At 69.5% G+C, this 24,443-nt stretch carries 22 protein-coding genes; 14 read left to right on the top strand and 8 right to left on the bottom strand.

Features of this window, described 5'->3' with window-relative positions:
- Positions 1-52: 52 nt before the first annotated feature.
- Genes lon through VGJ96_01260 form a run of 3 tightly spaced genes read left to right on the top strand, consistent with a single transcriptional unit; the run spans position 53 to position 4,389 of the window.
- The gene (gene lon, locus VGJ96_01270) at positions 53-2,527 is read left to right on the top strand and encodes an endopeptidase La (protein HEY3285732.1); all 2,475 of its coding nucleotides are present in this window, start codon (positions 53-55) and stop codon (positions 2,525-2,527) included.
- A gap of 34 nt (positions 2,528-2,561) precedes the next feature.
- Positions 2,562-3,116: an SET domain-containing protein-lysine N-methyltransferase gene (locus tag VGJ96_01265; protein ID HEY3285731.1), complete on the top strand. Its 555-nt coding sequence runs from the start codon at positions 2,562-2,564 to the stop codon at positions 3,114-3,116.
- Positions 3,117-3,129: 13 nt separating this feature from the next.
- On the top strand, positions 3,130-4,389 hold the full coding sequence (locus tag VGJ96_01260) for a DUF445 family protein (GenBank protein HEY3285730.1): 1,260 nt from the start codon (positions 3,130-3,132) through the stop codon (positions 4,387-4,389).
- Positions 4,390-4,510: 121 nt separating this feature from the next.
- Here VGJ96_01260 and VGJ96_01255 read toward each other — a convergent pair whose 3' ends face one another.
- Genes VGJ96_01255 through VGJ96_01240 form a run of 4 tightly spaced genes read right to left on the bottom strand, consistent with a single transcriptional unit; the run spans position 4,511 to position 8,297 of the window.
- Positions 4,511-5,368: a hypothetical protein gene (locus VGJ96_01255; protein ID HEY3285729.1), complete on the bottom strand. Its 858-nt coding sequence runs from the start codon at positions 5,366-5,368 to the stop codon at positions 4,511-4,513.
- 22 nt (positions 5,369-5,390) lie between these two features.
- On the bottom strand, positions 5,391-6,662 hold the full coding sequence (locus VGJ96_01250; GenBank protein HEY3285728.1) for a hypothetical protein: 1,272 nt from the start codon (positions 6,660-6,662) through the stop codon (positions 5,391-5,393).
- Between the two features lie 40 nt (positions 6,663-6,702).
- Positions 6,703-7,539: a prepilin peptidase gene (locus VGJ96_01245; protein ID HEY3285727.1), complete on the bottom strand. Its 837-nt coding sequence runs from the start codon at positions 7,537-7,539 to the stop codon at positions 6,703-6,705.
- Positions 7,536-8,297: an RNA methyltransferase gene (locus VGJ96_01240; GenBank protein ID HEY3285726.1), complete on the bottom strand. Its 762-nt coding sequence runs from the start codon at positions 8,295-8,297 to the stop codon at positions 7,536-7,538. The genes VGJ96_01245 and VGJ96_01240 overlap by 4 nt, the downstream gene beginning before the upstream one ends.
- Before the next feature lie 12 nt (positions 8,298-8,309).
- On the opposite strand from VGJ96_01240, the gene VGJ96_01235 reads away from it, so the two are divergent.
- Positions 8,310-9,119, top strand: coding sequence for a M48 family metallopeptidase (locus VGJ96_01235; protein HEY3285725.1), 810 nt, complete (start codon positions 8,310-8,312; stop codon positions 9,117-9,119).
- A 157-nt stretch (positions 9,120-9,276) separates the two neighbouring features.
- Here VGJ96_01235 and VGJ96_01230 read toward each other — a convergent pair whose 3' ends face one another.
- The 4 genes from VGJ96_01230 to VGJ96_01215 are packed head-to-tail and all read right to left on the bottom strand — an operon-like array spanning position 9,277 to position 14,526.
- Positions 9,277-10,113, bottom strand: coding sequence for a purine-nucleoside phosphorylase (locus VGJ96_01230; GenBank protein ID HEY3285724.1), 837 nt, complete (start codon positions 10,111-10,113; stop codon positions 9,277-9,279).
- A complete protein-coding gene (add, locus tag VGJ96_01225; protein HEY3285723.1) occupies positions 10,110-11,156 on the bottom strand; it encodes an adenosine deaminase in 1,047 nt (348 codons plus the stop codon). The genes VGJ96_01230 and add overlap by 4 nt, the downstream gene beginning before the upstream one ends.
- Positions 11,153-11,389, bottom strand: coding sequence for a hypothetical protein (locus VGJ96_01220; protein ID HEY3285722.1), 237 nt, complete (start codon positions 11,387-11,389; stop codon positions 11,153-11,155). The genes add and VGJ96_01220 overlap by 4 nt, the downstream gene beginning before the upstream one ends.
- On the bottom strand, positions 11,386-14,526 hold the full coding sequence (locus VGJ96_01215; protein HEY3285721.1) for a 5'-nucleotidase C-terminal domain-containing protein: 3,141 nt from the start codon (positions 14,524-14,526) through the stop codon (positions 11,386-11,388). Before VGJ96_01215 ends, VGJ96_01220 begins: the two co-directional genes overlap by 4 nt.
- Positions 14,527-14,712: 186 nt before the next feature.
- Between VGJ96_01215 and udk the strand changes: the two genes are divergently transcribed.
- From udk to phoU, 10 genes are all read left to right on the top strand, one after another.
- Positions 14,713-15,336, top strand: coding sequence for a uridine kinase (gene udk / locus VGJ96_01210; GenBank protein ID HEY3285720.1), 624 nt, complete (start codon positions 14,713-14,715; stop codon positions 15,334-15,336).
- The gene (locus tag VGJ96_01205; protein HEY3285719.1) at positions 15,333-16,040 is read left to right on the top strand and encodes a response regulator; all 708 of its coding nucleotides are present in this window, start codon (positions 15,333-15,335) and stop codon (positions 16,038-16,040) included. The genes udk and VGJ96_01205 overlap by 4 nt, the downstream gene beginning before the upstream one ends.
- Positions 16,037-17,749 carry an ATP-binding protein gene (locus tag VGJ96_01200; GenBank protein ID HEY3285718.1) on the top strand — a complete coding sequence of 571 codons (1,713 nt, stop codon included), beginning with the start codon at positions 16,037-16,039 and terminating at the stop codon, positions 17,747-17,749. The genes VGJ96_01205 and VGJ96_01200 overlap by 4 nt, the downstream gene beginning before the upstream one ends.
- Positions 17,750-17,926: 177 nt before the next feature.
- A complete protein-coding gene (gene pstS, locus VGJ96_01195) occupies positions 17,927-18,958 on the top strand; it encodes a phosphate ABC transporter substrate-binding protein PstS (GenBank protein ID HEY3285717.1) in 1,032 nt (343 codons plus the stop codon).
- Positions 18,959-19,037: 79 nt separating this feature from the next.
- The gene (locus VGJ96_01190) at positions 19,038-20,165 is read left to right on the top strand and encodes a hypothetical protein (protein ID HEY3285716.1); all 1,128 of its coding nucleotides are present in this window, start codon (positions 19,038-19,040) and stop codon (positions 20,163-20,165) included.
- A 119-nt stretch (positions 20,166-20,284) separates the two neighbouring features.
- On the top strand, positions 20,285-21,223 hold the full coding sequence (gene pstC / locus VGJ96_01185) for a phosphate ABC transporter permease subunit PstC (protein HEY3285715.1): 939 nt from the start codon (positions 20,285-20,287) through the stop codon (positions 21,221-21,223).
- The gene (pstA, locus tag VGJ96_01180) at positions 21,220-22,086 is read left to right on the top strand and encodes a phosphate ABC transporter permease PstA (protein ID HEY3285714.1); all 867 of its coding nucleotides are present in this window, start codon (positions 21,220-21,222) and stop codon (positions 22,084-22,086) included. The genes pstC and pstA overlap by 4 nt, the downstream gene beginning before the upstream one ends.
- Complete coding sequence (gene pstB, locus VGJ96_01175) at positions 22,073-22,909, top strand: phosphate ABC transporter ATP-binding protein PstB (protein ID HEY3285713.1); 837 nt, start codon at positions 22,073-22,075, stop codon at positions 22,907-22,909. The genes pstA and pstB (VGJ96_01175) overlap by 14 nt, the downstream gene beginning before the upstream one ends.
- Entirely contained in the window at positions 22,906-23,712 is an 807-nt protein-coding gene (pstB, locus tag VGJ96_01170; GenBank protein ID HEY3285712.1) for a phosphate ABC transporter ATP-binding protein PstB, read from the top strand. Before pstB (VGJ96_01175) ends, pstB (VGJ96_01170) begins: the two co-directional genes overlap by 4 nt.
- On the top strand, positions 23,709-24,398 hold the full coding sequence (gene phoU / locus VGJ96_01165) for a phosphate signaling complex protein PhoU (protein HEY3285711.1): 690 nt from the start codon (positions 23,709-23,711) through the stop codon (positions 24,396-24,398). The genes pstB (VGJ96_01170) and phoU overlap by 4 nt, the downstream gene beginning before the upstream one ends.
- The last annotated feature ends 45 nt before the right edge of the window (positions 24,399-24,443 follow it).

Here is a 24,443-nt window from a genome sequence, read left to right as displayed (position 1 = left end):
GCCGATGGCCGATGGGCTTTCGCGGAATTGCGCAATTGCTACCTTAGTACGCGTGACCGCGCCCGGGCCGTCCTCCCCTTCCGATCTCGCCCGCATCCAGCGACCGCTGCTCCTGCTGCGGTCCACGGCGGTCTTCCCCCGCGGCACGGTGGCCGTGCAGATGGGAGCGCCAGAGAACGTGGCGCTGCTCAAGGCGCACCCGGAGCACGATCTCGAAGTGATCGTCGCCGTGGCACCGGTGCGCGACGCCACGGGCGATCCCGCCGGGCTGGTGGGACGCATCGGGGTGCTCGCGCGCGTGGTGGCGCGCACCGCGGTGGCCGGCGACACGCTGCAGGTCACGCTCGAGGGGACGGCGCGAGTGCGCATCGCCGAACTCGAGCGCCGGGAACTCGTGACGTACGCGAGCGCCGAATCGGTGAGCGAGAGCGCGGCGGACGTGCCGGGGCTGCGTCTGCTCCTCGTCCAGCTCGCCGATGCGGCGGACCGCCTGGTGGAGTCGAGCGACGCCACGCCACCGGAGTTGTCGGCCCTCGTGCGCCTCCACGCGGGCACGCCGGGATACGCCGCCGACCTGGTGGCGGCGCGCGGTCCGTTCCGCGCCGCCGACAAGGACGAGGTGCTGCAGCGGCTCGACGTCTCCGACCGCGTGACGTTCGTGCTGGCCCGGCTCGAGAAGGAACTGACGCGCTCGGCCGTGCTCGAGGATGTGCGCGTGCAGACCGACGCGAACATCGAGCGGCACCATCGCGAGTTCTACCTGCGCCAGCAGCTGCGCGCGATCCAGTCCGAGCTGGGCGAAGGGGACCCGCAGGACAACGAAGTGAGCGAACTGCTGCGGCAGATCGAGGAGGCGCCGCTGCCGCCAACGGTCGCCACCGAAGCGCGGCGCGAAGTCACGCGTTTGCGTGGCCTCTCGAGCGCGTCGAGCGAGTACCAGGTGCTGCGCAACTACCTCGAATGGGTGCTCGCCCTGCCCTGGGGACGCAGCGCCGGCCCCACCGACATCGCGCTCGACCGGGTGGAAGCCGCCCTCGATGAGCGGCACTGGGGACTGCGCGAGGCGAAGGACCGCATCCTCGAGCACCTCGCGGTGCACAAGCTGCGCGGCGGGCACGCGCCGGGACCGATCCTCTGCTTCGTCGGGCCGCCGGGCACCGGCAAGACCTCGCTCGGCGAGGCGATCGCCGCCGCGATCGGGCGGAAGTTCTATCGCATCTCCGTGGGCGGCGTGCGCGACGAAGCCGAGATTCGCGGGCATCGGCGCACCTACGTCGGTTCGCTCCCGGGACTGCTGGTGCAGGCGCTGCGCCGCGTGGGCGTGAGCGACCCGGTCTTCCTGATCGACGAGATCGACAAGATGGCCGCGGGCGGACCGGTGGGTGATCCCGCTGCCGCGATGCTCGAGGTGCTCGACCCGTCGCAGAACGCGACGTTCGTCGACCACTTCCTGAACCTGCCGGTCGACCTGTCGTCGGTGCTCTTCATCGCGACCGCCAACAACCTGTTCGACATCCCGCCGGCACTGCGCGACCGCCTCGAGGTGATCCGCATTGCGGGGTACACCATCGAGGAGAAGGTGGAGATCGCCTGGCGGTACCTGCTGCCGCGCCTCCTCGAGGAGCACGGCATCGCCGACGTGGACCTGCAGTTCACCGACGAGGCGCTGGGGTTCCTCGCCAGCCGCTACGCGCGCGAGGCGGGCCTGCGCAACTTCGAGCGCAACCTGGCGTCGATCATGCGCAAGCGCGCGCGCCGCAAGGCCGACGGCGAGGTGGGGGCGTGGGTGGTGGATCAGTCGCGCATCGAGGACGTGCTTGGGCCGCCGCGCTACGCGGCCGAGGAAGCCGAGCAGGCGGCCGAGATCGGCGCGGTGACCGGGCTCGCGTGGACCGCGGCGGGCGGCGAGCTGATGACGATCGAGGCGCTGCTGATGTCGGGGAGCGGCCGCCTGCTCGTGACCGGACAGCTGGGCGACGTGATGCGTGAATCCGTGGACGCGGCCTGCTCGTATGTACGATCACGCGCGCGCACGCTGCGCCTGGGCGATCCCGAGCTGAAGCACACCGACCTGCACATTCATTTCCCGGCCGGATCGGTGCCGAAGGACGGGCCCAGCGCCGGCGTGGCGGTGACGCTGGCGATCGCCAGCGTGATGAGCCGCCGCGCGGTGCGGCGCGACGTGGCGGTCACCGGCGAGGTGACGCTGCGCGGCAAGGTGCTCGAGATCGGAGGCGTGAAGGAAAAGGTGCTGGCGGCGTACCGGAGTGGCCTGCGCGAGGTGATGCTCCCCGCGACGAACGAGAAGGACCTGCGCGAGCTTCCCGACGAGGTGCGCGCGCAGGTGCGCTTCACGTTCGTGCACACGATGGACGAGGCGATCGAGCGCATGCTCCTCGCAGCGCCGCCGCTTGGATTTGCTGACGACCTTCCGTTGTTCGATGAGGGACGGCCGATGGCGGATGGCGGACGGCAGAGCGTGGACCTGCCGGCGGACGGGCGGGCTGCGGCGGATCGTCCGCGCTAACCGCCCATGCGACGCCGTCCCCGCTAGGCCCTCCATGCCGCGCCACGCGCACCCACATCGCGTTTCCGCGCTCCCGCTCGCGTCGCCGTCGCAGTATCGCCGGCGCGCATCGGCGCGTCACGGGCTGGGCGTCTACGCCGTGAAGCCGATTGCCGCTGGCACGCGCATCATCGAGTACACGGGCGAGTTGATCTCGCATGCCGAGGGCGAGCGCCGGTATCCCACCGCGCCGGACGGCCACGAGGAGGCGGAGCACACGTACCTGCTGCAGCTCGACGAAGACCGGGTGATTGACGCCAATGTCGGCGGCAACGACGCGCGCTTCATCAACCACTCGTGCGCGCCGAACTGCGAGCCGATGCCGGCCGGCGACCACATGTGGATCGTGAGCTTGCGACGCATTCGCCCCGGCGAGGAACTTGGCTACGACTACGCCATCGAGCTGGACGACCCGCACACGCCAGCGCGCAAGCTGCGGTTTCCGTGCCGGTGCGGGGCGCGCACCTGCCGCGGCACGCTGCTCAAGCCCAAGCGGGCGCCGCATCATCCGCTGATCCGCGCGGCACGACGGCGGTGGGCCCTGTCATGAGGACCGGCCGCCGATGACCCCCGAGCTGCTTCCCGGCCCCGACGACGCCGCGCGACAGGCGCGTCTCGACAAGATGCGGGCGCGCGCCACGGGGCTGCTCGTGGCGGCCGCCCTGGTCTTCCTCGTGTCGCGCCATTTCACGCCGACATATCCCTGGCTCGACTGGGTGCGCGCCGCCACCGAAGCAGCGATGGTGGGCGGACTCGCCGACTGGTTCGCCGTGACCGCGCTCTTCCGGCGCCCGCTCGGCCTGCCGATTCCGCACACCGCCATCATCATGACCCAGCGCGACCGCATCGGTCGCGTGCTCGGCAACTTCGTGCAGCGGCATTTCCTGACGCGCGACGTGGTGGAGGCCGAGCTGCGGCGATTGCATCCGTCGGAGCGCCTCGCGCGGTGGCTCTCGTCGCCCGACAACAGTGCCCGCGTGGCATCGTTGCTCCAAAGCGGATTTGCACGCACGGTGCAGGCGGTGCCGGACGAGGAATTCCGCGCGCTCATCCGGCGCTCGGCCGTCGAGCGCGTGGAACGCACCCTCGTGGCGCCCATCCTCGGCGACGTGCTCGAGATGGTGACGAGCGACGACCGGCATCACGAGTTCCTCGACCAGGCGCTGCAACTCGTGCTCCGGGCACTCGCCGACAATCGGGAGACCATCCGGGCGCAGATCCGGAAGGAAAGTCCGTGGTACGTGCCGGGCGTGGTGGACAGCGCCATCTACAAGCAGTTGCTGCGCGCCACGGAGAAGACGCTCGCCGACGTCCGGGCCGATGCCGCGCATCCGCTGCGCGTGAAGGTGGACAGCGAGTTGCGGGCGCTCGTGCAGAAACTCCGTCATTCGCCCGACATGAGTGCGAAGGCCGAGCAGATCAAGAGCCAGCTGCTGAACGCGGACGTGGTGGAGGGGATCGTGGACGGCGTGTGGGATTCGGTGCGCGCCTCCGCCCTGCGCTACGGCGCCGATGGCGAGGCGCCGGCGCCCGGGCTGGTACGCGGCCTCTCCGCGGCCGGCACGGCGCTGCTCTCCAACGAGGCGGTGCTCGCCGAGCTCGACGAGACGCTCATCGAGGCGGTGGCCGACGCCGCCGAGCGGAATCGCGACCACGTCGGCGCGCTCATCGCCCGCACGGTGCAGGCGTGGGATCCGTCCGTTGCCGCCGCCCGCCTTGAACTCGCGGTGGGCCCCGACCTGCAGTACATCCGGATCAACGGCACCCTGGTCGGCGCACTGGCAGGACTCGGGTTACACGCGCTGGCGAAGGTGCTCCCCTAGCAAGCGAATACGACGGAAGAACACGGAGTAGGACAGAGTACGGCAGTGGGGCCCGGAAGCGATAATCGCCGCCGGGCCCCTGCCGTATTCTGTCGTACTCCGTCGTACTCTGTCGTCTTCTTCAGTATGTGAATACCGCTATCGTCTTCCCCGCCCCCGCGCCGCCATTCGAGCCGCCGCCGGTCAGCGTGCCGGTGAAGATCTTCGGCGGGAGGCCGCGCAGGTTGACCGTCACGGCGTAGTTGGTGGCAGCGGCGCCGCAGCTCGACCAGTAGTCGACGCGCAGGATGTACTCGCCGTGCGGCACGACGATGCCGTCACCCCAGAAGATGTTTTCCGCCCGCGGGCCATCGGTGCCACAGGCCGCGTTGGAGTCGAGGTCGAGTTGTCCGCCGGAGGGCGCGTTGCGCGCGGCGTAGTAGATCTCCTTGCCCGTCGGATCGATGAGGTGCAGGTCCACGTCGGCCTTCGTATCCCACGTGACGTTGGTCTGGATCTCACCGGTGCCGACGAAGATGACGCCGAGGTCCGACGACTGGTACGGGCCAGTGTTGCTGGCACCGCCACCCGCCATCCGGAGCGTGAAGAGCGTCTTGGGCATTTCCGCGGCGATCACCATCAGCACCGTCACGCTGTTGACGGGCGCCCCGAGGGCGAGTTCCCAATGGTCCGTGTTGCCCGGCACGTCGAAGACCACGCGGCTGAATGGCGTCGCCGAAGTGACCGTCGTCTGGACCGTCCCGCCGCGCAGCACCTGGTTGGGGAGCACCGCGCTCACGACCGCGCCGCTCCCCGCATTCGGCGCCGCGCGGCTCACGAGCGTGGCAACGCGCGTGCCATCAAGCGTCTGCACGTGCGAAATGAACCGCTTCACCGACTCCTCCGGCGCCGCGGTCGTCTGTTTCCATTCGATGCAGCTGCCGGTCGCCAGCGCCATCAGCGCCACGAGCGACCGCCGCATCACGCGTCTCGGGGTCATGCTTCGCATCGGACGTTCCTCCCTACCGTTCCGTCAGCCGCACTTTCGCGGCATCGATGAGCCGCGTGCCGCTCCCCGCCGGCACGTCGGTCCACAGGATCGCTGCCTTGCCCTGCACGGTCGTCGCGGCGATTTCCACCACGCGCCCCTTCCCTTCGAACCGCTTCAGTTCCGCGCCTCCCTTCCCCGGCATGCCGAAGCGGCGCTGCGCCGCCCGCTGGGCCGCATCACGGAACTCGCCGGCATCAATGGGCGAATCCCACACCGACACCCAGACGATGCCCGCCCCGCCCGCCAGGTTGGCGACCACGTACCGGTCGCCCCCCCACCCTTCGGCGGAGCGCGCCGCCGTGCCCAGGTCCTGCAACGCCTGATACAGGAACAGGCGCGTCTCGAACTCACCGAGGTCGTTCTCGTACACCTTCGTTCCCGCGAGCAGCGGCGGCAGTTCGACCCGCACCGGCTTCTCCCCGGCGAGGTACTTCTCGAAGTGCAGCACCTGCTCCGTGCTGGCCGGCAGCGGCTGCCAGGGCGGCCGCCTGGTCTTCGCCTCCTTGAACCGCCGCATGAACTCCGCGCCGCTCAGGTACGGAAAGAGGAGCGTCTCCTGCAGCAGCATCGGCGCGCTGGCAAAAACCGGCATCGCCGTCTGGTTCTCGCGAATCATCTCGCGCACCCGGTCCCATCCCCCGGGCATGCGCACTCCCAGGTCGCCGCCGAGCATCGTGGACATCTGCTCGTACGTCGCCTGGCCTTCCATCACCGCCTGCGCCGCGGTCAGCTGATCGTTGTCATCCCGCTGCTTCTGCAACGAGTCGAGATTGAAGTACTGGTCCTGCAGGGCGTGCACCAGTTCGTGCGCGACCGTCACCTCCACCAGCGCGGCGCGGCCGGCGGAGGTGTCGCGCACCACATACAGGACTTTCGCCGCCGGATCGTAGTAACCGATGACCTGCTCGCCGAGCAGGCGCAGCATGAACCGGCGCAGGTCCATCGTGTCGGGCAGGAAGCCCAGCAGCTTGTAGGCGCGGGCCGCCCCCTCGAGTTCGAGGGCGGGGAGGTTCTCGTTGAACTCCTTCTCGAGGAAGGCGCGCACTTCTTCCGTGCTGCGCGGCTCGACGACCGGTGGCGTCTTGAAGGCGAGCCCGGTGGCCTTCTCGACCTGCGGCACGAACTTGCCGACGAGCATGCCGTACGGGCCGCCGTACTTTGCGGCCGAACGGTCGCCGCAGGCCGCCAGCGCGACCAGTGCCGCGGAGCACAGCATGGCCGCGCGACGAGTGATGAAACGCATTTCGCCTCTCTCTATAGTTGGCGCGGTCCGCGACCGCGGCTCAGCCGAACGCTTGTCCCAGGTACCAGTTGATCAGTCCATTTCCGAAAAGCAACGTGACGACCGCGGCAGGCGCAAGGAAGACGCCAAACGGCACGAGCGGCGGGGCAAACTCGGTGCCGGCACGCCGTGCGCGCAGCCACCCGACCGGATAGACCACGAGCAGGAAGGTGGCGGCGGCAATTGCCGCGCCTACGAAAATGCAGAGGAGCGCGCGATGCGGGCCGAGCATCGCCCCGACGAAGGCCATCAGCGTCGCGTCGCCATAGCCCATGGCTTCCTTCTTCATCGCCACTTCGCCGAGCCACCCGACGATGGTGATCGCTCCGGCGCCGACGCAGGCGCCCAACAGCGCCTCCCACGGACCGGCGAATGGGAGCTGTTCCCCGATGATCACTCCGGCGAGCGATCCCGCCAGGGCAACGGCAAGCCCGTTCAGCGTGAAGCCGTCGGGGATGAGGTAGCTCTGCGCATCGGTGACGGCGACGCCGAGGAGGATCGTGGTGACCAGCGCAAGCCGCACGCCCACGAGCGTGGGACCGAGCAGCCAGAGCGCGCCGATCCAGATGGCGGCCGTGGTGGCCTCGACGAGTGGATACTGCCAGCTGATGGGCTGCCCGCAGGAGCGACAGCGGGCGCGTAGCACCAGCCAGCTGATGACGGGAATGTTGTCATGCCAGGCGATGGCGCCGCCGCAGCCGGGGCAGCGGGAGCGCGGCCGCACCACCGACTCGTCCTTGGGCCAGCGCGCGATGCAGACGTTCAGGAACGACCCGAGGACGGCGCCGATGGCGCCGAACAGCGGGGCGTACGCGGCAAACCAGGCGGAGTCGCTCACGGGCGGAGTGCGTAAAGGACAATGCCGGCCGCCACCGCGACGTTGAACGATTCCACGTCGGGCGCCATCGGCAACGAGACGACGGTCGAGCAGCGCGCGCGCAACGCCTCGGACAGCCCCGCCCCCTCGTTCCCGACGGCAACGGCGATGCGGGGCGCCGCGGTCACCGACTCGATCGGCGTGCCGCCGGCATCGGTCCCCCACAGCGCCACACCGTGCCGATCGAGGAACTCGCCGAGCGCCGTGATCGATGCCTCCACGACTGGGAAGCGGAAGTGCGTGCCCACCGCGCTGCGAATCACCTTCGCATTCCACACATCGACGGTGCCGGGGAGGGCCACGACGCCGTCCGCGCCAAGCGCTGCCGCCGTCCGCACCAGCGTGCCCACGTTGCCGGGATCCTGGATGGCGTCGAGCACGAGCAGCCGCGTCGTCCCGCCCACCGGGAGGGCCTCCAGGGTATGGCGCGGCTGCCGCGCGACGGCCAGCAGGCCCTGCGGGTGCTCGGTGTCGGCCGCCGACTCAAACTCCACGTCGGTGACCGGCACGATCGGCACGCCGCGGCTTTCGAGCGCCCGGATCACCATGCCGGCCCGCATGTCGGCCACGGCCCGCTCGGTGAAGAGCACCGTCTCCACCGTGAGCGGCGAGCGCGCCAGTTCCTCGACCGTCCGGACGCCTTCGGCGACGAAGAGGCCGTTCCGTTCCCGCGACTTCCGGCGCCGCAGGTCCCTTGCCGTCGTGAGCCATTTCACCACTAATTGCTCTCCATGATGAATCGTATCGTCCCCCCCGCACGCGCCGCCCTTCTGGGCCTGTGCCTCTGCACCACGGGCTGTGCGGTCTCGACCCAGCAGGAGGTCGAGATTGGCGCCAACTACGCCTCACAGATCGCCAAGGAACTGCCGCTCATCCAGGATCCCGAGATCACGCGGTACGTCAACTACCTCGGGGACACCCTGGCCCGCATTGCCGACCAGCGAAATCTCGACTGGCACTTCTACGTTGTCGATAGCCGCGAGGTAAATGCCTTTGCGGTCCCGGGCGGCTACATCTACGTGAACCGGGGGCTGATCGAGCGCGCCACGAACATGTCGCAGGTGGCCGGCGTCATCGGCCACGAGATTGGGCACGTCACGCGGCGGCACAGCGTGAAACAGATGCAGAAGGCCCAGGGCACCAACATCGGCGCCACGCTGCTCTGCACGCTGACCTCGGCGTGCAACTCAGGGCTGACGCAGGCGGCAATGCAGATTGGCGCCAGCGCCGCCTTCGCGAAGTTCAGCCGGACGGATGAGGCGGAGGCCGACGAGGAGGGGGTGCGCTACGTCATCCGGGCCGGGATCGATCCGAACGGCATCCCCGAGATGTTCGAGATCCTCCAGAAGGAGCGGAAGACGACGCCCACGGAGGTCGACCGCTTCTTCGCGTCACATCCGATGGAGGAGTCGCGCATCGCGGACACCAAGGCGATGATCGCGCGGTATCCGGCGGCGCAGCTGCAGGGACTCACGCGGGACTCGAAGGAGTTCCAGACGTTCAAGCGACGGCTGCTGAGCCTGCCGGCGCCCAAGAAGTGAGGGGAGGGAGCAGGTCGCGGAGAGAGTGATGGCGGATGACAGATGGCGGAAGGCGGATGCGCACAAGTCATCTGCCCTCCGCCATCTGCCATCTGCCATCGGCCATCGGCCATCGGCCATCGGCCATCGGCCATCCGCCCTCTGCCATCCGCCATCTCTAGAGACTCGCGACAAACTCCGCGACGAGGCTAGCGAACTTCTCGCCCGCCGCCTCCGCCGCGCGCATCACGTCGGCGTGGCTGAGCTTCTCGGGGGACAGCCCGGCCGCGGGGTTCGAGATCAGCGACACCCCGACCACCTCCAGCCCAAGCGCGTTCGCCAGGATCACCTCCGGGACGGTGCTCATCCCGGTGGCGTCGGCGCCGAGCCGCTCCAGCATCCGCACCTCGGCGAGCGTCTCATACGTCGGACCCAGCAGGCCGACGTAGACGCCGGCCTGCAGCGGGATGTGGAGCCGGCGCGCCGTCTCTCGCAGCAAGGCCTTGAGTCGCGGCGAGTAGGGGGCGCTCATGTCGGGGAACCGTTCGTCGGTGGACTCCACCGGGCCGGTGAGCGGGTTCACGAACTGCAGGTTCAGGTGATCCTCGATCACCATCAGGTCGCCCGCGCTGAAGGTGCGCCGAATGCCGCCCGAGGCATTCGAGACGAACAGCGTCTTCGCCCCCAGCGCATGCACGACGCGCACGGGAAAGGCGCTGACCTGTGGCGAATGCCCTTCGTACATGTGAAACCGGCCCGCCAACGCGACGACTTCGCGGCCGCCCAGCGATCCCGCGATCAGCTGTCCCTTGTGCCCCACGACATGCGTCGCGTGGAACCCCGGAATTTCGGCATACGGCAGGCACCGGGCATTCTCGATGCGGTCGGCGAGTCCGCCCAGCCCGGAGCCGAGGATGATGGCGCAGGCCGGCGCGTCGACGCCAAGCCGTTGGCGGATGACGGCCGCGGCCTCACGCGCCGCGGCGGCGCCATGGGTGGCTTCGACAGGACTCACTTGGTCACCTCCGCCATCAGCGCCGCGATGTCGCGATCGACCGTGGCCAGCAGGGTGCGTCGCTCCTCCTCGTGCAGGAAGGCGCTCCGGAATCCGTTTCGCGCAATGGTGCAGAGCTCCTCGAACGTGAAGCCGAGGTGCCGCGCGGCCTTCTGATACTCATCCACCAGCGTGACGCCGCTCATCAACCGATTGTCGGTGCTGAGCGCGACATTGAGCCCGCGATCGAAGAACGCGCGCAGGGGATGCGCGTCCAACGACGCCGCCGCGCGCGTCTGGACGTTGCTGGTGATGCAGCACTCGACGGTGATCTGCCGGTCGGCAATGTACTGGGTGAGCGACTCATCCTCGATGAGCCGCGTGCCGTGACCGATGCGACAGGCGCAGAGGCCGTGCACGGCCTCGCGCACCGAATCGGGACCGTCACCCTCCCCCGCATGGCAGGTGCACGGGAGGTCGTGCTCACGCGCGTAGTCGAAGGCGTCCTTGTGGCGTCGCCCGGGGTTGCCGGCCTCGCCGCCGGCGAGGTCGAAGCCCACGACCCCGCGATGCTTGAAGGCGACGGCCAGCTTGGCGAGCTCGAGCGACACCTCGGGCGCCATGTTGCGGATGGCGCAGACGATCACGCGCCCGACGATGCCGTACTCCTGGTGCGCCCGCGCGAGCCCGCGCAGCGGCGCCTCGACCGATTCCTCCAGCGAGAGCCCCCCGCGCACGTTGAGCACCGGCGCATAGCGCGTCTCGAGGTAGCGCACCCCTTCGCGGGCCGCGTCCTCCGCCAGTTCGTACGCAATCCGCTCGAGGGCCTCGCTGGTCTGCATCACCGAGAGCGTGACCGAGAAGCGCTCGAGGTAGTCCTCGAGGTTCTCCGCGTCATCCACGAGCATGTAGCGCGCGAGCTGCTCCGCGTCGTCGGCCGGCATCGGCTTGTCGTACTCGGCGGCCAGCTCGAGCAGCGTGGACGGGCGCACGCAGCCGTCGAGGTGACAGTGCAGTTCCGTCTTGGGCAGGCGGCGCAGCAGGTCAGCAGTGGCGACTGTCACTCGGCGTCCCCAGTGCGGCCGGCGCGAGCGGAGACGAGGCGGAAGATGGCGCCACCGTGCACCGGCGCGGCGAACGCCACGGGCAGGCCGCGGCTGTCGGTGATTCCGCGCGTGCCGGCGGCAACGGCATCGCCCTCGGCGGCGTCAAAGGCGCGCACGGCGTCGAGGACGGTGGCGCCGGCCGGCACCTGCACGGTGTGCGCATTGACGAAGACGGTCAGGGAGTCGGTCATGGTCGGGGGTAGGTGAGGCGCGGCGTCTCGTCGGCGACGATGACGCCGCCCGGCATGGCGCGCACGAAGGCAATGAGCGCGTCGAGGTCCTGGATGTTGAGCGGTTCCACCCGGCGCGCCGCGTCGCCAAGGCCCAGTCCGTCGCCGCCGGTGAGCATGAAATCGCTGAGAACCAGCGTGTACTCGTGCGCGTCGTCGAGGCGCTGCCCATTCGGCAGCGTGGCCTGCACGAGGCGCTGATCGGCGGGACGGGAGTTGTCCCACGTCAGCGCGATGCCGCTGACGTGCACCCGCGGCGGGCGCTGGCCGTTGTACATGCGCTCGAAGTAGGCGCGCAGCGCATCGCCGCGCGCGGTGACGCGATACAGCACGTTGCCGAACGGCTGCACCTCGAAGAGCGCGCTGTAGGTCACGGCTCCGGCCGGCAGGTCGGCGCGAATGCCGCCGTTGTTCATCACGGCAAAGTCGGCCTTGCCCGCCGCGCGCTGCGCGTCGGCGATGAGGTGACCCAGCGCATACTCCTCGCCGTGACGGAGCATCGGCGCGGCCAGTTCGCCCACGCGCTGGTTCACGCGCGACGCGATGGACGCCGTGGCCTCCTGCACGAGGCGCGCGATGTCGGCATCGGCCGGCGTCGCATCGCTCTCCACGTTGCGCACCGTTCCGCGCGCACGGCCCGCGACGCGGCCGTCCGGGCCCAGCGGCAGGTCGAGCACCGCGATGGCGCGCCCGCTCGACCGGGCCTGCACTACCGGGATGCCGTTCATCTCGGTGTTGAGCATGGAGTGCGTATGACCGGTGACCAGCGCGTCCACCTTCTCCGTGATTCCCTGCGCCAGCGTCACCACTTCACCAGTGCAGGCCGGCGCCGCGCCGCGGGTGTCGCAGAACCCGCCGTCGTGCGCCACGGCAATCACCACGGTGGCGCCGCGCGCGCGCAGCGCGCGCGCCCGCTCGTTGATCACCGGGGCCGGCGGCGCGAAGCGCAGGTCGGCGACATTCTTGGCCATCGTGACGCGCGGCGTCAGTTCCGACGCCACGCCGACGATGCCGATGCGCACGCCACCGCGCACGACGATGGTGTCGCCGCGCACCCACGGCACCCGGCGTCCGTCCGCATACGTGACATTCGCGCCCAGCACGGCGTGATGGAGGTCGCGCATCCTCGCGCGCAGCGTGTCCTGGCCCCAGTCGAAATCGTGGTTGCCGAGCGCGCCGGCGGCGAAGTCGAGCGCGTTGTAGAACTGCGTCACCGGACGGCCGTAGGCGAGGTTCGAGGCGGCCGTCCCCTGGAACATGTCGCCGCCGTCGAGCAGCACGGTGACGCAGGAAGCGCCGCACTCCTGCTGGGCGCTGCGGATCGCGTGCGCCACCTGGGCGGCGCCGCCGCGGTTCCCCTGATTGCCGTCGGGACGCGATTCAAGCGCCCCGTGGAAGTCGTTGATGCTGATGAGGCGCAGCGTGGCCGGGGTCGACGCGCCGTGCACGGCACGATACGCCGCAGCCGCGTACGCGGCCGGTTCGATGCGCCAGTGCCGGTCCGTGAACTCCGCGGCCGAGAGTGTCTGGCGGCGCTCGACCTCCGCAATCAACAGGTCGCGAATCTCCACCTGCGTGTCGCGCAGCACCGGCGCACCGCGGAGCATGCCGTAACCGCCGCCGCCGCCGGCTCGATAGTTGTTGACCGCCAGCGTGAACGAGTCGGCCGCGGCCACGTCGCGCCCGCGAACCCGCAGGCCGGTGATCCGATCGCCGGGTGGGCGCGACAGGTCGATGGCGTACTCGGCGCCGCCGACGATGTCGAAGTTGAAGCCCGGAATCTCCGGATCGGTGGTCACCGTCGGCTCATCGCCCGGCGTCACCACGAAGTAGCGGGCACTCTGCTCGAGATACGCGCGGAGCACCGCGCCGCTGACCTGCACGAGCTGCAGCGTGTTCTCGTAGGGATAGAGGCGCGCCAGCTGCGCCACCGTGATCTTGTCCGGGCCGAGCGTCGCGCCCAGATCGAAGGCCGCGGTCGACGCGAGGTCGGCGCCGAATACGCGCCGCTCGACGTCGAGCACCCAGTCCACCAGCGGGGTGTCGTGCGTGCGTGCCGAGTCGGAGCGCCACGTGGTGAGCGTGGCGCCGATGGCGCGATTGGTCTGCGCGCGCGCCGCGTCATGCGCGGCAGCCACGGCCTGCACGACGGCGGGCGACTCCTCGTGTCCACGCGCACGGATCAGCTGGCCGTGCTTCTCGACGACGCTCCACGTGGCGCCGCGGTTCTGCAGGCGTATCGTTGCGACGGCGAGGCTCCCCGCCCATTGCCGCGGCTGCACCAGCAGCACGCCGTTGATCGTCGTGTCGGCGACCTCGCGATGCGAGTGGCCAAAGACGATGAGGTCGATCCCCGCCACCTGACGGGCGACGTCGCCGGCAACATTCTCGCCGCCGCTCGCGGTGGTGTCATAACTGCTGGCGCCGCCCAGCCCCGCGTGCACGATGGCCACGACAAGTTCGGCGCCGGCCGCGCGCGCCGAGTCCACGGCAAAGCGGACGGCTGGCACGATCTCGGTGACGGTCACCCGGCCGCGCAGGTTCGCGCGGTCCCAGATGTTCGCCCCCGGATTCGTCACGCCGACGATGCCGACCTTCACGCCGGCGCGCTCGATGAGCGTGAAGCCGGCGAAGGCGCGCGAGCCGTCGGGGCGGCGCGCGTTGGCGGCGAGGAGCGGGAAGCGTGCCTGGCGCACCGCCTGCTCGAGGAACGGCACGCCGTAGTTGAACTCGTGGTTGCCGACGGCGGCCGCGTCGTATTGCATCGCGTTCATCGCCGCCATCGCCGGGTGCGGCATCGCCGGCATGCGCGACGCCACGAAGGTCATGGGGTTGCCCTGCAGCAGGTCGCCGCCATCGAGCAGGATGACGCGGCCCGGGTGCGCCCGGCGCAGCGAGTCCACCGCCGTAGCCAGCCGTGACAGGCCGCGCGTGCTTTCGGCCGTGTCGGCAAAGTAGTCCCAGGCCCGCAGGCGTCCGTGGACGTCGGAGGTGGCCGCGACGACCAGGTCGATCGGGATGCCCTGGGCGCGAACGGCCGGGGGAGCCACGAAGAGCACGGCGCTCCCGAGGAGCGCCGCGCGAAGCGATGGCAACATGGAAGAAAACTATAGGGTCATCGCCACCGGTGGGAGCGCCGACCGGCGTCGAATGGTGCGGGCGGTTTGCCCGCCGACGGTGGCCGCCCCATTCATTCACCGATACAATTCCGTGACAGCCTCGGCGCTACCTTCCCTGCCGTCGCGCATGCATCCTGCATCAGCAGCCCGACATCCAACTTTCGCATGAAGCCTCTCATCATTGGCATCGCGGGCGGCACCGGCTCGGGCAAGTCCACGGTGGCGAAGCGCATTGCCGAGGCGATGCCGTCATCGGTCGCGTTCCTCGACATGGACGCGTACTACCGGAATTTCACGCACCTCACCATCGACGAGCGCCGCCAGGTCAACTGGGATCACCCGGACGCGTTCGACCTCGACCTGCTGGTGACGCATCTCGACCAGCTCGGCGCGCGCATCCCGATCGAGAAGCCGATCTACGATTTCGTGCGCCACCTGCGCTCGGAAGAGAGCAAGCCGGTCGCGCCAGCCGACGTGATCGTGATTGACGGCATCCTGCTCTTCGTGGACGAGCGGGTCCGCGATCGCTGCGACGTGAAGGTGTTCGTGGACACCGATGCCGACGAGCGGCTCATCCGCCGCATCCGGCGCGACATCAAGGTGCGCGGACGTCCGTTGGAGGAGATCCTGAGTCAGTACCTCACCACGGTGCAGCCGATGCACCTGCAGTTCGTCGAGCCCAGCAAGCGCTACGCCGACCTCGTGATCCCGCGCGGCGGGCACAATACGGTCGCCATCGACCTGATCATCGCCACCATCCTTCGCCGCCTGCAGGACCAGTCGACTTGACCGAGACCAAGCTACGCGAACGCATTCTCGTCGTGGACGACGAGCCCGACATCGTCGCGCTCGTCGTCTACCATCTCGCCAAAGAGGGGTACCGCGTCTCGTCGGCCTCCAGCGGCAGCGAAGCGCTGGCCACGGCGCGGCGCGAGCGGCCGGCGCTGATCGTGCTCGACCTGATGCTCCCCGGGCTTTCCGGCTTCGACGTGCTCGAGCAGCTGCGCGCCGACGTGTCGACCGCCAGCATCGCCGTGCTCATGCTCACGGCGCGCCGTGAGGAGCCGGACCGCATCAAGGGGCTGTCGCTCGGCGCCGACGACTACCTCACCAAGCCGTTCAGTCCGCAGGAGCTGGTGCTGCGCGTGAAGGCCATCCTCCGGCGCAGCGCGGCCGCGCCGGCGGCGGCCGACGTGCTGACGATCGGCGCCATCGCCATTGACCGCGCGGCGCATACCGTGACCGTGAGCGGACACGACGTGGAGCTCACGCCGACCGAGTTCAAGCTGCTGCTCCTCCTCGCCGAACGGCGCGGCCGCGTGCAGGGACGCGCGCAGCTGCTCGAGCATGTGTGGGAGGCGGCCCCCGACATCCAGACGCGGACCGTGGACATGCATGTGCAGCGGCTGCGGACGAAACTGGGGGCGGCGGGCGACCTGGTTGACACCGTGCGCGGGTTCGGCTACCGAATCAAGGCGCCGAGGGACGCATGAAGCTCGCCCATCGCCTGCTCTTTGGCGCGCTTGGCGTGGTTGGCGTCCTGGTCGTTCTCATGATCATCTCGGTGGACCGCAAGCTGTCGAACCGCCTCACCGAGGAGACCACCGCGCGGCTCACGACCGAGGCGCGGCTCGTCGCCGGGCAGTGGACGCCGGGGGTGGACGCCGATGCGCTCGCCAACCGACTGGGAAAGGAGTCGGCGCATCGCGTCACGCTGGTGGACTCGACGGGCGTGGTCATCGGCGACTCCGAGTTCGACCGGCCGGAACTGGACCAGCTCGAGAACCACGCGAACCGCCCGGAGATCATCGCGGCGCGACGGGAAGGGACGGGCTCCGCGCGGCGGCACAGCGTGTCCGCGGGCAATGAGGAGCTGTACGTCGCGGTGCGCACCCCGCTCGGCTACGCCCGCGTGTCGCTGCCGACGGAATCACTCAACGCCATCGTGCGCGCCGCACGGCGCGACGTCGCGGTGTCCGGCGTGATCGCCGCGCTCGTCGCGATCCTGCTCTCCTGGGTCTTCGCCCGGAGCGTCTCTCGTCCCGTCGTCGAACTGTCCGCCGTCGCCCGTGGGCTCGCGGCCGGCGACTTCTCGCAGCGTCCCGCGCGCGCCGCCCCGGGCGAGGTGGGCGATCTTGCCGTGGCGCTGAACCGGCTCGCCGAGCAGCTCAGCGCACGCGTGGACGCCCTGCGCGCCGAGGAGACGCTCGTTCGCGAACTCGCGGAGTCGCTCAACGAGGGAATCCTGGTACTCGACGCACGGCAGCAGGTGGTGCGGATGAACGAAACCGCGCGTCGGCTGCTCGGCATCCGGGCCTCGCTGCCGATTGGCGGCGAGCAGTTGCCGCGCGATCGCGCCTTCCGCGACGCGATGGCGGCGGCGCAGGTCGGCCGGACGGTGCGCGACATCGAGGCGCAGCTGGGCGGGCATATCCTCAACATCACGGCGCGTCCGCTCGAAAACGGCGGCGCCGTGCTCGCGCTGCTCGACGTGACGCGCCTGCGGCGGCTCGAGACGGTGCGCCGCGACTTCGTGGCCAACGTGTCGCACGAGCTGAAGACGCCGTTGACGGTGGTGCGCGGCTTCGCCGAGACGCTGGCCGACGACGATCCGCCGACGGAGACGCGACGGCAGTTTGCGCGCAGCATCGCCGGGCACACGCGGCGCATGCAGCGGCTCGTGGACGACCTGCTCGACCTGTCCCGCATCGAGTCGGGCGGATGGGTGCCCGCACCGCAACGACTGGACGTCGCCGCGACGCTGGAAGAAGACCTCGCGGCCGCGCGCGCGGCCGCCGCGCGCAAGGGCGTCACCGTGCAGGTCGCCATCGGCCCGGACGCGCAGACGGTCTATGCGGACCCGACGGCCCTCCGCCAGGTGTTGGGCAACCTCCTCGAGAATGCGCTGCGGCATACGGCCGAAGGGACGGTCACCCTGCGCACCGAGCGCGCGGGCGACGGCGTGACGGTGAGCGTTCGCGATACCGGCTGTGGCATCGACGCCTCGCACCTGCCGCGGATCTTCGAGCGCTTCTACCGTGTGGACCCGGCGCGTTCGCGGGAAGAGGGGGGCACCGGCCTCGGACTTTCCGTCGTCAAGCACCTGGTGGACGCGCACCGCGGGAAGGTGCGCGCCGAGAGCACGCTCGGCGCCGGCACGACGGTGAGCGCCTGGTTCCCGGATCAGTCCATCGACAGCTAGGCCGCGCCCGGGGGGACCGGACGCGCCAGCAACGCCGCGGCAATCTGCCTCCCGGCATTGTAACACGATTGTTACACGACCGAGACACGGGCGCAACGAGCCGTGGGCATCGTACGTGGTGTCGGGCGGCCGCATTGGGCGACCGCGAATCCCGACGACACCAATCCGGAGTACACCGTGCGTCTTCGCACTCTCGCCGCGCTCATTGCGCTTCCGGCCGTCACCGCGGCCGCCTCCGCCCAGTCGGTCGACCTGACCGGCGCGGGCGCGACGTTCCCGTATCCGATTTACTCCAAGTGGTTCTCCGACTACGCCGCCAAGACCGGCGTGCGCATCAACTATCAGTCCATCGGGTCCGGCGGCGGCATCCGCCAGCTGTCGGAGCAGACGGTGGACTTCGGCGCGTCCGATGCGCCGATGAGCGACGCCGAGCTGGACAAGGCGAAGGGCGGCAAGGTGCTGCACTTCCCGATGGTCCTGGGCGCCGTCGTCGTGACGTACAACCTCCCCGAGGTGCCGAAGGCGCTCAAGCTTTCGGGCGTGGTGCTCGGCGACATCTTCCTCGGCAAGATCACGAAGTGGAATGACCCGCGCATCGCCGCGCTGAACGCGGGCGTGAAGCTCCCGGCGAAGGACATCCTCGTCGTGCACCGTTCGGACGGCAGCGGCACGTCCTTCATCTTCACCGACTACCTCACCGCGGTGAGCCCGGCGTGGGCCGCGGGCCCGGGCAAGGGGAAGGAAGTGCGCTGGCCGGTGGGCCTCGGCGGCAAGGGCAATGAGGGCGTCGCCGGCCAGGTGCGCCAGATCGTCGGCTCGGTCGGCTACGTCGAGCTCGCGTATGCCCGCCAGAACAAGCTCGCCTACGCCGAGATGCAGAACGCCAGCGGTGCGTTCGTCGCCCCGAACATCGAGGCGATCACGGAAGCGGCCGCCGCCGCGGCGAAGAAGCTGGAGAAGGACACCGACTATCGCGTCTCGATCGTGAACGCGCCGGGGAAGAAGGCGTATCCCATCTCGTCGTTCACCTGGCTGCTCGTTTACGAGAAGATGACCGATGCCGCGAAGGCCAAGAAGCTCGCGGACTTCCTGAAGTACGCACTCAACGATGGGCAGAAGTCGGCCGCCTCGCTCGACTATGCCCCGTTGCCGGGCAACATTGCAAAGCAGTTGGAGAAGCGTGTCGCTGCGCTCGCCAGCGCCAAGTAGCCTGCGCGCAACGCACCAGAGTCACCGTGGCGGCGCTGAGCGCTGCCACGGTGACGTCGTTCCCTCAATCCCTCACATCATGTCGCTCGCCACTTCCCTGCGCCGACTGACCACGTTTGCTGCCGTCGTTCTTCCCGCGGCGCTCTCTGCTCAGGCGGCATCCGCCCCCCGCATTGACATCTCCGGCGTCCTGTTCGGCGCCTACAGCTACCGCACGAACCCCGAGGCGAAGAACGCGAACAAGTTCGACCTCGAGCGCGTCTACCTGAACTTCCGGACGCCGATCGCCGATCGCTGGAGCCTCCGCTACACGCCCGACATCTCGCCGCAGCAGGCGGGCGTCGGCTACGTGCTCCGCACGAAGTACGCCTACGTGCAGTACGACCGCCCGGCCAACAAGGCCGGCTGGAGCGGCCTCGTCCGCGCCGGGTCGCTGCAAACAGTCGCGCTCGAGCACATGGAGACCTTCTGGCCCCGCTGGATGGGGACGGCGGCCGCGGAGCGTTTCGGCTATTTCTCGTCGGCTGACGTCGGCGTCGGCGCGCAGCTGAACTTCCCGAAGAAGCGTGGCGAGCTCTACGCCGTCTGGACGAACGGCAACGGCTACGCGAACCCGGAGACGGACCGCTTCAAGTCGTACGCAGCGCGGCTGTCGCTGACGCCGCTGGCCGGCGGGAAGCACGGGCTTCTGACGACGTTCGCCGTCTCGCCGTGGATCGACATCAACGCCGCGGCCAGCAAGTTCGTGCAGGGTGGCACGGGGCAGGTCGGCGCCATTGGCGAGGGGCTCACCAAGAACCGCTTCGGCATCTGGACCGGCATCAAGGACCCGCGCCTCGTCGTCGCGGCCGGCTACTCGCAGCGCGTCGACGGCACGGAGAGCGGCGCCAATACCGCGGTCTCGCCGCGCCATGTCACGGACGTGACCGGCGACCTGATCACCGGCCTGGTGCTCGTCCGCCCCATGCAGCTGGCGGACAGCGCGTCCACGTCGCCGCTCAGCGTGATGCTGCGCTACGACGCGGTCAAGCCCAACACCGACCTGTCGGCCTCGAACCACATGCTTGAAGGCTCCCTGATCTTCGACCTGACCCGGAACAAGCGGACACAGCTCGCGCTGGACTATCAGGAGACGCTGGGCACGGCGCCCGCGGCCACGATCGCGCCGTCCAAGATGTTCCAGGTCCGGCTGGTCACGAACTTCTAGCCGGCCGTCCTCCGTGACAATTCCGTTACACAGACGGCACGGCGGAGTGACACGGATGTGAGAAGATTCAAGAGGGCGGCGAAGCCATTCGCCGCCCTCGACTTCTTCACTGGGCCCTCGTGGCATCGACTCCGCTTCACGGCGCCTCGGTCGGCGATCGCATCTATCGCGTCGCGACGACCGCGTTCGCGCTCAGCATACCGCTCCTGCTGCTCCTGCTCGCCATTGAAGTGGCCGCCGCGGCGTGGCCGGCGCTCAGGGCGTTTCACCTCGCCTTTCTGACCACCGCCGAGTGGAATGTGGTGGACGGCGTCTTCGGTGCCGCCCCCGCGATCTACGGGACCCTCGTGTCGTCGGCGCTCGCCCTCCTGATCGCAACGCCACTCGCGATCGGCGTCGCGATCTTCCTCTCCGAATTCGCCCCACCCTGGCTGCGGCAGCCGGTGGCGTTTCTCGTCGACCTGCTCGCCGCCATCCCGAGCGTGGTGTACGGCCTCTGGGGTGTCTTCGTGCTGGTGCCATTCCTGCGCGAGCATGTGATGCCGTTCCTCGCGGATCGCCTGCACCTCGGCAACACCCCGCTCTTCTCGGGCCCGGCCTACGGTCCCTCGATGCTTGCCGCCGGCCTGATCCTGGCCATCATGGTGCTGCCCTATATCAGTTCCGTGACGCGTGAGGTGCTGATGGCCGTGCCGCGGTCGCAGCGCGAGGCGGCCCTGGCCCTGGGCGCGACGCGCTGGGAGATGATCTGGGGCGCGGTCCTTCCGTACGCCAGTTCCGGCGTGCTGGGCGGCGTCATCCTCGGCCTTGGCCGCGCCCTGGGCGAGACCATGGCCGTCACGATGGTCATCGGCAACCGGCCGGAGATCTCGGCGTCGCTCTTCGCCCCCGGATACACGATGGCGTCGCAGATCGCGAACGAGTTCTCCGAGGCGACCAATGACATGCACCTGTCGGCGCTGATGGCCGTGGGCGCGGTGCTGCTGCTCATCACGCTGGTCGTGAACATGCTCGCCCGCTGGCTCGTCTGGCGCGTCCAGCGGCAGGGGCGCTCATGACGACGCTGGCGCCCCGGCGCTCCATTCGGGCCCGCCGCGCCCGCAGCGCGGTGATGGTCGGCCTGACCGTCCTCGCGGCGATCCTCGCGACGCTCCCGCTGATCTTCATCCTGGCGCTGTTGATCAAGCAGGGGGCGAGTTCCCTCAACTGGGCGTTCTTCACCGAGATGCCCAAGCCGGTCGGCGAGACGGGCGGCGGCATGGCGAACGCCATGGTCGGCACGATGATGCTGATCCTCGTGGCATCGGCCATCGGCCTCCCGATCGGCATCGGCGCCGGGCTGTATCTCGCCGAACATCGGAACGGCCGGGTCGCCTGGGTCGTTCGGTTCCTGTCGGACGTGCTCAACGGCCTCCCTTCGATTGTCGTCGGCATCTTCGCCTGGCAGTTCCTCGTGCGACCGGTGAAGCAGTTCTCGGCGCTGGCCGGCGGCATCGCACTGGCGGTGATGATGGTCCCGCTGGTCACGCGCGCCACGGAAGAAATGATCAAGCTGGTCCCCGATTCGCTCAGAGAAGCCGCGCTCGCGCTTGGCTTTCCGCGCTGGCGCACCTCGCTCACGGTCGTGCTGCGCACGGCGCTCCCGGGCATCGTGACGGGCGCCCTGGTGGCCGTGGCGCGCATCGCCGGCGAAACGGCCCCCCTGCTCTTCACCGCCTTCGGCAACCAGTTCTGGTCCACGTCGCTCACCCAGCCGATCAGCGCGCTGCCGCTGCAGATCTTCTCGTATGCCATCAGCCCGTACGAGGAGTGGCACGCGCTGGCCTGGGCCGGTTCGCTCGTCCTCCTCGCCCTCGTCCTTGTCATCAGCCTCATTGCCCGCTACGTCACGCGCTCCCGCTTCGGCCATGGCCACGACTAACGCGCGGGTCTTCGTCGGTGGCCCCGCGTCGACGGCGCCAGCCTCGCTGGAGACGCCGGCCAAGGCGCTCGTGTCGGTGCGCGCGCTTGACGCGTACTTCGGCGCCCACCGTGCGGTGCGCGACGTGAACCTCGACTTCCTCGAGGGCCAGGTCACGGCGATCATCGGACCGTCGGGGTGTGGCAAGAGCACGCTGCTGCGCTGCCTCAACCGGATGCACGAGACCGTCTCGACCGCGCGCGCCGAAGGCGAGGTGCGGCTCGAGGGCAAGGACATCTACGCCCGCGAGGTGAACCCCATCGAGGTGCGCCGACGCATCGGCATGGTCTTCCAGCGGCCAACGCCGTTTCCGACGATGTCCATCCGCGAGAACGTGACGGCCGGGTTCCGCGCCGCCGGCCGCGCGGCGCCATCGCGCGCCGAACAGCACGAGATCGCCGAGTGGGCGCTGCGCCGCGCGGCGCTCTGGGAGGAGGTGAAGGACCGGCTCACCGAGAGCGCCGTGGCGCTGTCGGGCGGCCAGCAGCAGCGGCTTTGCATCGCCCGCGCGCTGGCCACGCGGCCGCGCGTCCTGCTGCTCGACGAGCCCACCGCCTCGCTCGACCCGCTCAGCACGCAGAAGGTCGAGGAACTGGTGTATGAGCTGCGTGGTGACGTCACCATCGTGATCGTGACGCACAACATGCAGCAAGCGGCGCGCGTCTCCGACCGCACCGCGTTCATGCTGATGGGCGAGCTGGTGGAGGTGGCGCCGACGACGCGCCTCTTCACGTCGCCGGCGGACGAGCGGACGGAGGCTTACATCACCGGGCGGTTCGGATGAGCCCGATCCAGCCCTTGGACCCGAGCGCCGGTACGGCCGGCGCCGCAGGCACCGGCTCGCTGTCGGTGCGGGATTTCTCGTTCTGGTACGGGCCGAAGCAGGCGCTCTTCGACATTTCGCTGGCGATCACCCCGCAGACGGTCACGGCGCTGATCGGCCCGTCGGGGTGCGGGAAGAGCACGTTCCTGCGCAGCATCAACCGCATGCACGACCTGCTGCCGGGCACGCGGAGCCGCGGCGAGATCCTGCTCGACGGCGAGAACGTCCTCGATCGCGCGATGGACGTGGTGCAGCTGCGCCAGCGCATCGGGATGGTCTTTCAGCGCTCCAATCCGTTCCCGAAGTCGATCTACGACAACGTGGCGTGGGGGCCGCGGCTCAACCGGAGTCCCTCGCGCTCCGAGCTCGACGACGTCGTGGAGCAGGCGCTCCGCCGCGCCGCCCTGTGGGACGAGGTGAAGGACCGCCTGCGGTCCAGCGCCACCGGCCTTTCCGGCGGACAGCAGCAGCGCCTCTGCATTGCGCGCGCCCTGGCGAACGAGCCCGAGGTGCTGCTCCTCGACGAGCCGGCCTCCGCGCTCGATCCGATCGCCACCCAGCGCATCGAAGAGCTCCTCTGGGAGTTGAAGAAGGAACTCACTATCGTCATCGTGACACACAACCTGCAGCAGGCGGGGCGCGTGTCCGACCGGACGGCGTTCTTCTATCTGGGCAAGCTCATCGAGCACGGCCCGACCGACCAGCTGTTCACCGCGCCCCGCGAGGAGCGCACCGAAGCGTACATCACCGGGAGATTCGGATGACCGCCGAACCCACTGCCGGCTTCCGGCATTTTCACGAGCAGCTCGGCGCGCTCAAGCAGCGCCTGCTCGACATGTCGGCGCGCGCCGAGGAGCTCGTGGAGCTCTCCGTCGACGCGCTGCTCACGCGCGACACCGGCAAGGCGCAGGCCGTCATCGAGGCCGACCGCGAGATCGACCGGATGGAGCTGGAAGTCGAGCAGCTGACGGTCGAACTGCTCGCGCTGCAGCAGCCGATGGCGCGCGACCTGCGCTTCCTCATCAGCGCCATCAAGATCACCAGCGACCTCGAGCGCGTCGGCGACCACGCCGTGAACATCGCGCAGAGCGCGCTGCGCCTGCACGATCTCCCCACGCGCGTCGCCCCCGAGCCGTCGATGGCGGAGATGGCCCGCCGGGCGCGCGCCATGCTGGCGGACGCGCTCGACGCCTTTGTGCGCGCCGACGGCGCGCTGGGGCGCGATGTCTGCCGCCGCGACGATGACGTCGACGCCATGCACGATGCCCTCTTCCGGGTGCTGCTGACGCACATGATGGCCGACCCGCGCACCATCAACCCGGGACTCGAGCTGCTGCTGATCAGCCGCAACCTCGAGCGCGTGGCCGACCTGGCCACCAATATCGGCGAGGACGCGGTCTTCCTCGCGGAAGGCAAGCAGATCAAGCACCACGCCGAGCGCGACGAATAGGCAACGGGCGCAGCTCGCCAATGAACGGCAGGCGCCGGATTCCCG

Source organism: Gemmatimonadaceae bacterium (genome assembly GCA_036504815.1).
Classification (GTDB): Bacteria; Gemmatimonadota; Gemmatimonadetes; order Gemmatimonadales; family Gemmatimonadaceae; genus PNKL01.
Note: the sequence above shows the minus strand (reverse complement) of the source record. Positions and strands in the feature narration are given on the sequence as shown.

What these genes read in the sequence shown, in the direction of transcription:
- VGJ96_01265 (HEY3285731.1), top strand. Translation starts at nt 2,562, where the DNA reads ATGCCGCGCCACGCGCACCCACATCGCGTTTCCGCGCTCCCGCTCGCG.
- VGJ96_01260 (HEY3285730.1), top strand. Translation starts at nt 3,130, where the DNA reads ATGACCCCCGAGCTGCTTCCCGGCCCCGACGACGCCGCGCGACAGGCG.
- VGJ96_01255 (HEY3285729.1), bottom strand. Translation starts at nt 5,368, where the DNA reads ATGACCCCGAGACGCGTGATGCGGCGGTCGCTCGTGGCGCTGATGGCG.
- VGJ96_01250 (HEY3285728.1), bottom strand. Translation starts at nt 6,662, where the DNA reads ATGCGTTTCATCACTCGTCGCGCGGCCATGCTGTGCTCCGCGGCACTG.
- VGJ96_01235 (HEY3285725.1), top strand. Translation starts at nt 8,310, where the DNA reads ATGATGAATCGTATCGTCCCCCCCGCACGCGCCGCCCTTCTGGGCCTG.
- VGJ96_01220 (HEY3285722.1), bottom strand. Translation starts at nt 11,389, where the DNA reads ATGACCGACTCCCTGACCGTCTTCGTCAATGCGCACACCGTGCAGGTG.
- VGJ96_01215 (HEY3285721.1), bottom strand. Translation starts at nt 14,526, where the DNA reads ATGTTGCCATCGCTTCGCGCGGCGCTCCTCGGGAGCGCCGTGCTCTTC.
- udk (HEY3285720.1), top strand. Translation starts at nt 14,713, where the DNA reads ATGAAGCCTCTCATCATTGGCATCGCGGGCGGCACCGGCTCGGGCAAG.
- VGJ96_01200 (HEY3285718.1), top strand. Translation starts at nt 16,037, where the DNA reads ATGAAGCTCGCCCATCGCCTGCTCTTTGGCGCGCTTGGCGTGGTTGGC.
- VGJ96_01190 (HEY3285716.1), top strand. Translation starts at nt 19,038, where the DNA reads ATGTCGCTCGCCACTTCCCTGCGCCGACTGACCACGTTTGCTGCCGTC.
- pstA (HEY3285714.1), top strand. Translation starts at nt 21,220, where the DNA reads ATGACGACGCTGGCGCCCCGGCGCTCCATTCGGGCCCGCCGCGCCCGC.
- pstB (HEY3285713.1), top strand. Translation starts at nt 22,073, where the DNA reads ATGGCCACGACTAACGCGCGGGTCTTCGTCGGTGGCCCCGCGTCGACG.
- pstB (HEY3285712.1), top strand. Translation starts at nt 22,906, where the DNA reads ATGAGCCCGATCCAGCCCTTGGACCCGAGCGCCGGTACGGCCGGCGCC.
- phoU (HEY3285711.1), top strand. Translation starts at nt 23,709, where the DNA reads ATGACCGCCGAACCCACTGCCGGCTTCCGGCATTTTCACGAGCAGCTC.